The organism is Methanocrinis sp., assembly GCF_049974945.1.
Lineage (GTDB): Archaea > Halobacteriota > Methanosarcinia > Methanotrichales > Methanotrichaceae > Methanocrinis.
On record NZ_JBNGCU010000063.1, the window covers coordinates 1 to 10,871 of the forward strand.

Here is a 10,871-nt window from a genome sequence, read left to right on the forward strand (position 1 = left end):
CGAAGGACCTCTGCTACGTCTGGCCCGATCCGGAAGATCCGAAGAAGAAGGAGGAAGAGGAAGAGAGTACCAGTTGAAGTTTTAGGCGAGTCCTGGCTTGTAGCTGGAATTTCTATAATGAGGGTATCCAAAACTAATTTTTTATGGCATCGGCATTCTAACCGGAAAAAAGAGGAGATTTCGAGAAATAGCCGATCGATTCTGCCGTTTTTTAATTATGGTTTTTTTACCTCATATTATATGCTTAACAATAGATATTGCTTTGAACACGGTCAGGCGAGGGTTCTCCCTTGGATTAGCGAAAATGATTTATATGCTTCATATCCTAAGTAATCCGGAGGTCAGGGTGCTTTCGTCACAAAAAAGCGATAGCATCAGATGGTCTGAATTAAGGAGATGAGTGGCTGATGTCGAACTATTTCAGTGGATGGATGACAAACACTACAACAGCTTCGAGCCTCTTGAGGCGAGATCTCATTGATTTGGCCCTGCTCATCTCAGCAATCTTATTTGTATTTGTGCTCTCAGCTCAGGGCCAGTGCTTCGATTTTGAGAATGGAGAGCTGGGAGATGGATGGATAGATTGCACTACAGGCGAGCTTTCATGGGTCATCGGTTAAGGAGTTTAAGCTACACAATCTCGCCATTTTCACACGAATTATGCGTTACCTAGATGTGATCCGATTTCAAGACTGACTTGCTGTAGCCTCTTTGACCGAGCCAATCTCACCGAACTTGCTACTGAGATCGCTGCCTCATTGCGATTCTTCTCTTAACCGATGACCAATGGGCGAGCTTTGCGATGTAAATTGTGAATGGGAGGTCGATGGCCACCAGGGGTACGATAGCGGCGGATCTTTGAGGTCGGGTAAGAACTTCACAGCAGGTACGAGCAAAATATGTAGAGAAGTAATAGTTGAGGACGGCCCAACTAATGTCAGCTTCTGGTGGAAGCTGTCGACAGATCGCGGCCATTTGATATTTTACGTCGATGGAAAATACAAAACGGATATAAAGGAAATCGACCAAAATTATGACAAATGGAAAAATTATACGTGTCCTCTAAGTACTGGAACTCATAAACTTGAGTGGTCTTTTTCCAAAACGAGTGCCGAGTCTGAATCTCAATTCGGGTGGATCGACGACCTGCATATCGGCCCTTGCGAAGAATTTCCAGAGGTAGTAATCCACTCGCCCAATGATACAGCCACCTATTATGTGGGGGACAGGGTGGGCTTCAATTATACACCGATCTACGATAACGAACTCGATTACTGCACCCTCATGATAGGAGATGAGGAGACAGATCAAAAAAATGAGAGCCCGATCAATGGCACCAAATACACCCTTCAATACCGATTCAATGACACCGGGAGTTACAACTGGAGCATCGTCTGCTACAATAGCACCTCCAAATGGAAACGCTGGCAGTCGGCTAATAGGACGATATCGATAATGGACCCACCTCCGACGGTGGAGCTCTCCTCTCCCGGACCTCGACAGGGCTATGAAGGGATGAATATGAGTCTGACCTACACCCCCTCAGACAACAAACTCAAAAACTGTACTCTGTATATCAATGGGACTGTGGACGACGTTAATTGCACGCCTGAGAATGGGACCGCTAATACCTTCAGCTACCACTGCGATAAGTCCGGCAATTACACCGCACACGTAGAATGCTGCGACGATTCCAATAATTGCGTCAGATCCCCCCAGAGCTGGAATATCACGATTCTGAAGAACCAGCCTCCAATCGTCGATCTAGAATATCCAGAGGACAATTATACCTCCCATAACAAAACGGTCCATTTCGTGTACACCCAGGACGACCCGGACGGCGAGGAGTTCGAAAACTGCACCCTCTCAATCTTCATCAACGAAAGCTCGATAAAGGAGATGGTGAACGAGAGCCCGAGGAAGGGGGTGGCAGACGCCTCCTTCAACTGGACCTTCGACAGACCCGGCAATTACAGCTGGACGGTCATCTGCTATGACAAAGAGGGCGCACCAAACGATCCTCAGCTGCACCATATAACCATCCAGAAAGACGAGCCTCTCACCGTAACCGCCAGAGTCGTAGATGGGGGCGAACATTACGTGAACCAGACCATACAGTTCGAATACACGCCAACGGACGATCTCGGTCTGAAAAGGTGCGTACTCTACCTTTACGCAGATGGCCTCCCCTACGGTAACCGTTCACATGAGAGTCCGGAAAACAATATCACCCAAACGTTCAACTGCAGTTTCCCACAGAATAGAACCTACAGTTGGAGCATAACCTGCTGGGACATCGGCCAAAACAAGAACAATTCCACCGGGAACGTCTCGATCACCAGACCCGATAACGTATGCGTATACGAAAACGGCACCAGCCTGTGTGAGGCTGGAGCGTTCGATGTGGATTATGAAAACATCGGCGATGCGATCAGGGATCTTCTGCCGGGAGGTAACATTACGGTGATGGAGGGGAATTATACTGAGGATCTGGTGATAGATAAGCCACTTACTTTGAAGGGGAATGACGATGTTAGGCCCACAATATATGGAGATGTTGAACCCATTATCATCAAATCCGGTGATGTAACAATAAGCGGATTTATACTTGATGGGAGAAATGTGTCACATAATATCTGTGTATATAATGACGTGAATATAATAAATATAACAAATAATTCTATATTAAATGGCAAAGACGAGGGGATATATTTACATGGGAAAACAGCACATAGCGTAAAGAATGTTAACATTTCATATAATAATATACAGGTTTTCAAAATTTCTGGCGTCATTGGAATTAACTTGACTAATTGCACAAATGTATTCATTTGTGAAAATACAATTGGATGCAATGTTACAACTTCATATGGCATCGCCCGTAAAAATTGCCAAAATGTTAAATGGTTTGATAATAAGAATGATATATTTTGTTCCTATAAGGTACGCCCCACCGAGATATCTTAGCACATATAAGTACAAAGTATAAAGTATCATACAAGGAGGATGCAAAGTGCTCAAGGCATACAAAATAATGGGCATAGTAGCAATATTATTAGTATTAATAAGTGTTATAACTGCGACGAAAGAGTATTATCCTTTTAGCGCTAAAAATCGTCATTTATATATGAATATATCCACAGACGTATATGGTAATAATAGTTTACATGGGGATGATTCAGTTAAAGTCAACTATTCCATGTGCAATCCAGATACTAGCGTTTTCAATATAGTTGGTGAAATTAAAATACCGTGCTGCTTCAGTGATATATCTGACATAAATATATCGAGAGGATATACTTTTGATAAAAACTTGAATAAATTTATCTATAGTTGTGATTTAAATAAAAACGACTACGCAAATTGTAGCTATATCGCAACGATCTCATGTAATGCTCTTGATACTCTTGGAGAGCCGCCAGTATGTACAAAAAATCATTCGTTAAATACTACTACAATTGATTTTCGTTATTGGAGGTGGGATTATAAAGGATGGCATGGACAATTAAATATAACACATGACTCTACTTTAATAATAGTAAATGCGGATCCTGAATTACATACTACAAATGTGTCGATAGAAGAATCTATGTTGTATCTACCGCCAAAATCACAGAATCAAGATACATTGATCGCTATCAAGAGAACGAATGAACCATTTAATGTAACACTTTGCATTAATGCATCGGACAGGGAAAACGAAAATTTAACTTACATCTGGCGATATGAGGATGTCACTGACGAATCCGAAGATCGTAATATTACTGAACTCAGGATAAATGCGTCGAATTATATATAATCTAAATGACCATTTGAAATTCGAGAGAAAATGCGCATTTTACGTTTCGGTGGAAGATCCCAGAGGTGGCGTTGTAAATAAGACTCATGTAAAAATATTACTAGGTAACAAGAATTATTCATATATTTATCTTCCCTCTAGCCACCCGACTGTGCCGATATTCTTTTACATGGCGATTATACTAATTCTATGTGTAATCGGCATTATCAGAGAATACTTACATAATATATATGAAAAATATGTGGCGAGACCATTAGATCACTCAAATTCCACTTATATCGATGAATTTATTTTGTTAATACTTATTTTAGTGATTACTGCTATCTATCTCCTGACTTATTTTTATGGTTATGACTACATATCTTCATTTTATAAATCCGACGAACTTATGGTGTACCTTGAATCTCTGAGCCTTTTTGAGATCTACGTATACCTGGTCGTCTTCTTCGTTGTCGTATACTTCACAGAAGCGTGCTTCGGGCAGGAATTGACCTCCAGCTCGAAGAGGACCAGGACCGGACTGCTATCGAACATAAGCAACTCGATTAAGCTTGTAACGGTATCGAAGTTGTGGATCATAAACTCGATCTTCATGCTCGTCGTTCTGCTATCCCTGGACGCTGTAATCCTGAAAATAAACAGCCTCGATGCTTTCGATACTCAAAGCTGGCTGGCGAACTACTACGGCAAGATGGCCGAGATCTTCGCCACCATTCTTGCGATAATCGCCGCATTTTATACGGCAATACCCCGGAATGTGATCAGCGCCAGGCGGGGGCGGGACGGCAAAGAGGACAAATACCACTACGTACACACCAAGATCCTCCAATATTTCCTCGTGCTGTACGGGGTGATCGTCGCCCTCTCCATCTGGGGATTCTCAGCAGGCATAACAGTAGATTTCCCTCCCCTTGTAGAACTAAACTGGGAAAATTTCTTTAATTTAGTTTCAATAGGTGTATTCGAGACGACCCTGCTTTTGGTCCCACCCGCCATAATCTGCCTCTACGAGCTACTCAGATCTATACTCTTCACAGGAAACGTCAAGCTCAAGAGCAAACCCGCCGGTGCCAAGATCTTCGTGGACGAACGCGACACCCGCCTGGTTACGCCAAACGGGCTGATGCTGCCAAGAGGCCTCCACAAGATTACCATCAAGAAAAAGGGGTATAAAGACTACGAGGTGCTGGGAGAAGGAAAAGACGGTGAGGTCTGTATCAACGCCGGAACAGAGCAGGAATATGAATGCGAACTTAAAGGATTTGGCCTCTTCCATCCGAAATAATGACGACTGAGATGCGAGGGGGGGTCTTGATCGGTTGAGAAGAGGGGAAGACAAGCTCACTTGCCTCCTATCCCCCTTCACCTCTGCCCTTTTTCTAGCCTGGTTTCACCTCCCCGCCCAGCTCCTGACGACGATCAGCTCCCGCGAAACTGCGTCCCGCTCGGCGGATCGGCGGCAGCTGGGACATAGCTCCATCCACGACTCGCCGGAGCTCCTCGCCTGGATCTCCTCGGGTAGCCGATCCCGGATGTAGCTCATCTCCTCTTTGGTGGCGAAGGGCGTTCGGCACCTCCTGCACCGGGCCAGCTGGAAGGTGAGGGCGAAGCTCTCCTCCTCCGGCAGCTCGTCGGAGAGGACGGCCGAGATCGCCCCCGTAGGGCAGACCTCCGCCAGAGACTCGGCTATCCTCGCCTCGAACTCCTCGAAGGCCGTGGGGAACTTTATCGTCCGCTCCGGCCCCGCCTCCGAGATGGTGAGAGCGCAGGATATCTCGGGCCAGAGGTTGGAGCAGGCCCGACAGCCGATGCACTTCTCCTCGTCGACGAGGAGGACGCGCCAGGGTCCCGGGCCAAGGCCTGAATCCCGGCCTGGACCTCGGCCCGGGCCCGGTTCAGCATCTAGATCGGTCACGCCCTCTCCCTCCCCACGGCGGCGGCATAGGATCGGGCGATCCTCGATGCCGTCCTCCTTCTCATCTCCTTCGTCCCATCGTCCCGGTCCCCGAAGATCAGGGCCTCGGTAGGACAGGTGAGGACGCAAGGCGGAACGTCCCATTCGGGGCAGAGGTCGCACTTCTGGACCATGGAGGTGGGGTCGGCCTCCACGGCTCCGAAGGGGCAGGCGAGAAGACAGAGGCCGCAACGGGTGCACTTTGCGGCATCGAAGGCCACCTGGGTCCCCTCCTGGAAGAGCGCCCCGCAGGGACAGACGATGGCACATGGGGCGACCTCGCAGTGGTGACAGGAGACGGGAACCGAGGCTCGGTCCTTCACCGCCTCCACCGATATCCTCGACTCTCCGTGCTCCCTCTCGCACGCCACCTCGCAGGCGTGGCAGAAAATGCACCTTTCTAGATCAACGTAAATCTCCAATCCATCACACCCCCTTCATTTTGCCGATCCGGCAGGCTGCGACTTTGAACTCCGGTATCCTAGACTCCGGGTCGATGACGTCACTGGTGAGCCGGTTCGTATCCGGGAAGTGGAAGGGCATGAACAAGACGCCCCTCTCCTGCCGGGTCGTGACTCGGGCCCTCGCCCAGGCCCTGCCCCGCCGGGTGTTCACCTCCACCAGATCTCCATCGATGATGCTCCAACGGTCGGCGTCGTCGGGGTTCACCTCGACGAAGAGCTCCGGAGCCCTTCTCATAAGGGAGAAGCTCCTTCGAGTCATCGAACCAGCGTTATAGTGGAGGGCCACCCTGCCCGTCGTGAGGAGTAGCGGGTAGTCGAGGCTGCTCTCTTCGGCAGGGGGGTGATAGTCGACCGACACGATCCTGGCCCTCCCCGCGGGAGCTGAGAACTCCTCCTGGTGGAGGATGGGAGTTCCGGGATGGTTCGGGCGCGGGCATGGCCAAATGACCCCGCCCCTGGCCTCTGCCCTCTCTCGGCTGATGCCAGCGTAGCTTGGAACGACTCTGCCGATCTCGGCCAGAACTTCTTCGGGGCCTGCATAATCGAATCCGAGGCCCAGTCGCTTCGCCACCTCCAGGATCGTCCAGAGATCGGATCGGGCCTCTCCTGGAGGATCAATGGCCCGAGAAACCCACTGGACACGTCGCTCCGAGCTTGTGAAAGATCCATCCTTCTCAGCCCAGGCCGCCGCCGGGAGGACGAGGTCCGCCATATCGGCGGTATCTGTCATGAAGATCTCCTGGACCACCATGAAGTCCAGGTTCTCAAGCTCTTTTCTCCCTCGAGACGAGCTGGAATCTGAGTTGACCACGTCTTCTCCCATTACGTAGAGGAAGCGCAGATCGCCGTCTCCCGCAGCCACCGGCATCGTCTCGGCGGTCATCCCCATTCCCACGGGAAGGAAGTCAGCGCTCCAGACCTCCTCAAGAAAGTGGACCGCATCGATGTCGTTGACCGACCTTGAACCGGGGTAGAAGTCGGCGAGGACCCCCATGTCGCAGGCCCCCTGGACGTTGTTTTGGCCCCTAAGGGGATAGAGACCTGCACCCGTCCTTCCCAGCTGACCGCAGATCAGGGCGAGATCGGCGCAGGCCGCGACGTTATTTGTGCCGTGAGAGTGCTGGGTGATCCCCATTGAGTAGAGGATCGCCGATTTAGAGGATTGGGCGTAGGCTCTTGCCGCCCCGACTATGGCCCCAGGAGAAACTCCCGTGATCTCGGAGACCGTCTCCGGGGTATACTCCAGAACCTTCTCGGCCAGATCCTCAAAGCCAACGGTCCTCTCATCGATGAACTTGCGGTCCTGAAGCCCCTCTTCGACGATGACGTTCATCATCCCGTTGAGAAGGGCAACGTCGGTCCCAAGGTTGATCTGGAGGTGAACGTCAGCAAGCCACGCCGTGGGGGTGAGTCTGGGGTCGGCGACGATGACATAAGCGCCCCGATCCTTCGCCCTAAGAACCCATCTAGCAACGATTGGGTGGTTCTCGGCGAAGTTCGAGCCGATCACGAAGAGGCATTCGGAGTTTGCCAGGTCGGATATCGGGTTTGTCATGCAAGCGGAGCCGAAAGCCCTGTTAAGGGCCGGAATCGTCGGTGAGTGGCACCTTCTCGCGCAGCTGTCCACGTTCCTCGAGCCGAGCATCCGGGCCATCTTCTGGAAGAGGTAGTTCTCCTCGTTGGTGCACTTGGCCGAGCCCAAAAATCCGAGAGCGTCTGGACTGTGGTCTCTCACCGTCTTTTTAATCTCTTCCGCGACCTCCGCCAGGGCCTCCTCCCAGGATACCCTGACCCAGCCGTTTTCGGTCCTCCGCAGAGGGTGACGAAGCCGGTCGGGGTGGTCTAAGATCTCCAGGGCCGCATTTCCCTTGGAGCAGAGTGCGCCCTCGTTTGTGGGATGATCGAGCATGTACTCGATCCTTCGCCCGTCCTCCTTCAATTTGATATAAAATCCGCAGCCCAAGGCGCAGTAAGGACAGACCGTGGGCACCAAACTTTCGTCGACCATCTGGGCAGTCACCTCACTTCGATCCTTAAAAAGAGGGCGATGAGTCACCCCATCTCACCGGCTCGTGCCGGCGATGACCCCCCTCGCCATCTTCAGGGCGGACTCGGCCCTCTTCGACTCCGAGAAATCCCCCACCTCTTTGTACCCCAGAGCTCCCGTAGGGCAGGCGGCGACGCAGGCCGGAACATCCAGGTCAGGACACCGGTCGCACTTGACGGCGATCCTCGCCTCCTTGTTCCTTCCGATCATGCCGTAGTTGCAGACGGACGCGCAGGTCCAGCAGCCTATGCACGCCTCGGGGTTGTGGGTCACCACCCTGGTGACCTCGTCCTGGCTGAGGGCGCCGGTGGGACAGACCGAGACGCAAGGGGCATCCTCGCAGTGATGGCATACCATGGGAACGGAGATCGCATACTCGGGCACGAACTCGACGTAGACCCTCTTCTTTGGAACCGGCTTCTCGGCCACGGCCCCAAAGAGGCTCTTGGTCGCGGAGTGCTCGACGGCACAGGCGATCTCGCAGGAACGACACCCCAGGCACCTTTCAGGCCTTACCATGATCTCTTTCATCTGATCTCAACTCCTGAAAAGGGGATCGGACCTAGGCCTTCAGCCCGAGCCCCTTCCTCTTCCCATCGATGTGGTCGATCATCAGGCTTGCGGCCTTGAAGGGATCCGGCTCCACGGCGAAGGTGGCGCCGATGACGCCTCCAACCCCCTTGGTGAGGAGGTTGGTCACCTCGGAGCTTCCCAGGACCGGCGGCACCGTCCCCAGAACGGTGTAGACCCCGGAGGCTATGACGTAAGCTCCGATGCTGACAGCCTTCTCGCTCATCCACTCCGGGGCGGCGCCAGCTGCAGGAAGGTCGCTGATGTCGACCCCCAGGTGGTTTGCCAGGGCCGCGGCCAGGACCAGAATTCTGCTGATGTCGACGCAGGATCCCATGTGGAGGACCGGCGGGATGCCGAGGGACTCGCAGACGGCCCGCAGGCCCGATCCAGCCTCCTTTGCCGCCTCGGGCCGGAGGAGGCCGGCCTTGGCGCAGGCGATGGCGTTGCAGCCGGTGGTGACGACCAGAACGTCGTTTTTGATCAGCTCCCGGACGAGGTTGACGTGACCATAGTCGTGCTGGATCTTCGCATTGTTGCAGCCCACGACCGCCCCCACTCCCCTGACGGCTCCGGAAACGATGGCGTCTATGAGGGGCTGGGGCGTTCCGCCCAGGGCTCCCAGAATGGCCTCGGCGCTGAAGCCGACCATGCACGGGCTCTTCTCTTTGGGTATGTTCACCCTGCCAGAGTCCCGGTTCGCGTAGTTCTCGACGGCGGCCTTGACGATCTCCTTCGCCGTCTCCAAGGCCCTCTCCTCGTGGTACTCCATCCGAACCGTTCCGGGGAAGTCAGCCTTGGGGGATGTAGATATGAACTTGGTGTGGTAGCAGCTGGCCAGGTTTCCGAGGGCGGGCATGATGCACTGGACATCTACCACCATCGCCTCGACGGCCCCGGTGATGACCGCCAGCTCCTGCTGGAGGAAGTTTCCTGCCGTCGGAACTCCGTGGCGCATGAGAACCTCGTTACCGGTGCAGCACATGCCAGCGACGCTGATCCCTTTCGCGCCCGTCTTCTTGGCGAGGTCGATCATCTCGGGGTCCTCGGCCGCGGCGACGATCATCTCCGAGAGGATCGGCTCGTGGCCATGGACGATTATGTTCACCTCGTCCGCCTTCAGGACCCCCAGGTTCGACTCGGAGACGACCGGGGTGGGTGTTCCGAAGAGAACGTCCTGGACGTCGGTGGCGATCATGGAGCCCCCCCAGCCGTCGGATATGCTCGTCCTCAGGCCGTGAAGGAGGATGTGAACGGGATCGTTGTCGACTCCGATGTGGGTTCGGTGCATGCACTCGACGATCTCTCGATCAACTCCCCTGGGATCGATCCCGGCGCTCTCCCAGACCTTCTGGCGCTTTGGAGGGGCTCTCCTGGTGAAGGTTATCGGTCCGGTCTGCTTTCCAAACTCTGAGAGAAGTAAGTTGGCCAGCTCAAGGGCAACATCTTCTTTGGTTCGGTCTTCGGTGGAGATGTTGTACTCGCCGGCGAGGGCGTTGAGCTTCACCTCATCTCTGACCTGATAGCTTTTGGCCTTCCCCTCGGCCATCTGCTTGAAGGCCATGACGGCGTCTCTTGCGTGATCGGAGTGGGCTGCAGCCCCGGCGGCGATCATCCGCAGGAGGTTTCGGGCAACGATGATATCCGCGGTGGCCCCGCAGACCCCCCTGTCAGGCCCTTCGCCGAAGGGGTCGATCCTACAGGGACCCATGTTGCAGTTGCGGCAGCAGACTCCGAGCTGGCCGAAGCCGCACTGAGGCTGCTGTTTTTCTAAGCGGTCCCAGGCGGTCTCGATCCCGGCCCGTTCGGCTTCCAGAAGCATCGCCCGGGTGGCAGGATCGATGCTCCTTTCGAATACGTTCTTCGCCATTCAAGTGACCTCACTTACCTTTTGAGATTTAAAGTTGTATGACAGCATCTAGCACTATCCACTATTTAACATTTACCACATTTTTATTTTAGTTTTACAGCTGCATATCTTTCAAATGTGATGTAAGATATTGCGATCGTAGATGTTTAATGTAATTTTTATGTAAT

The 10,871-nt window shown here is 52.8% G+C and carries 9 protein-coding genes; 4 read left to right on the forward strand and 5 right to left on the reverse strand.

From position 1 onward, the window contains the following. From ACP5EL_RS07205 to ACP5EL_RS07220, 4 genes are all read left to right on the forward strand, one after another. On the forward strand, positions 1–333 hold a 333-nt coding region (locus ACP5EL_RS07205; protein ID WP_428401838.1), incomplete at its 5' end, for a hypothetical protein. Between the two features lie 525 nt (positions 334–858). Beyond that, on the forward strand, positions 859–2,967 hold the full coding sequence (locus ACP5EL_RS07210; RefSeq protein ID WP_428401839.1) for a hypothetical protein: 2,109 nt from the start codon (positions 859–861) through the stop codon (positions 2,965–2,967). A 46-nt stretch (positions 2,968–3,013) separates the two neighbouring features. Then, positions 3,014–3,799 carry a hypothetical protein gene (locus ACP5EL_RS07215; protein WP_428401840.1) on the forward strand — a complete coding sequence of 262 codons (786 nt, stop codon included), beginning with the start codon at positions 3,014–3,016 and terminating at the stop codon, positions 3,797–3,799. A 388-nt stretch (positions 3,800–4,187) separates the two neighbouring features. Next, on the forward strand, positions 4,188–5,084 hold the full coding sequence (locus tag ACP5EL_RS07220; protein WP_428401841.1) for a PEGA domain-containing protein: 897 nt from the start codon (positions 4,188–4,190) through the stop codon (positions 5,082–5,084). A gap of 105 nt (positions 5,085–5,189) precedes the next feature. Here the strand turns inward: ACP5EL_RS07220 and ACP5EL_RS07225 are convergent, their stop codons facing one another. From ACP5EL_RS07225 to cooS, 5 genes are read right to left on the reverse strand one after another with little or no spacing between them, the layout of a single operon-like run. Beyond that, positions 5,190–5,714 (reverse strand): hypothetical protein, encoded by a 525-nt coding sequence (locus tag ACP5EL_RS07225; RefSeq protein WP_428401842.1) that lies wholly within the window; start codon positions 5,712–5,714, stop codon positions 5,190–5,192. Beyond that, complete coding sequence (locus tag ACP5EL_RS07230) at positions 5,711–6,175, reverse strand: 4Fe-4S dicluster domain-containing protein (RefSeq protein WP_428401843.1); 465 nt, start codon at positions 6,173–6,175, stop codon at positions 5,711–5,713. The genes ACP5EL_RS07225 and ACP5EL_RS07230 overlap by 4 nt, the downstream gene beginning before the upstream one ends. Before the next feature lie 4 nt (positions 6,176–6,179). Beyond that, positions 6,180–8,225, reverse strand: a complete 2,046-nt coding sequence (gene fdhF, locus ACP5EL_RS07235) for a formate dehydrogenase subunit alpha (protein ID WP_428401844.1) — start codon at positions 8,223–8,225, stop codon at positions 6,180–6,182. A gap of 54 nt (positions 8,226–8,279) precedes the next feature. Further along, positions 8,280–8,795 carry a 4Fe-4S dicluster domain-containing protein gene (locus tag ACP5EL_RS07240; protein ID WP_428401845.1) on the reverse strand — a complete coding sequence of 172 codons (516 nt, stop codon included), beginning with the start codon at positions 8,793–8,795 and terminating at the stop codon, positions 8,280–8,282. Positions 8,796–8,826: 31 nt separating this feature from the next. Further along, positions 8,827–10,704, reverse strand: coding sequence for an anaerobic carbon-monoxide dehydrogenase catalytic subunit (cooS, locus tag ACP5EL_RS07245; RefSeq protein ID WP_428401846.1), 1,878 nt, complete (start codon positions 10,702–10,704; stop codon positions 8,827–8,829). Positions 10,705–10,871: the final 167 nt, after the last annotated feature.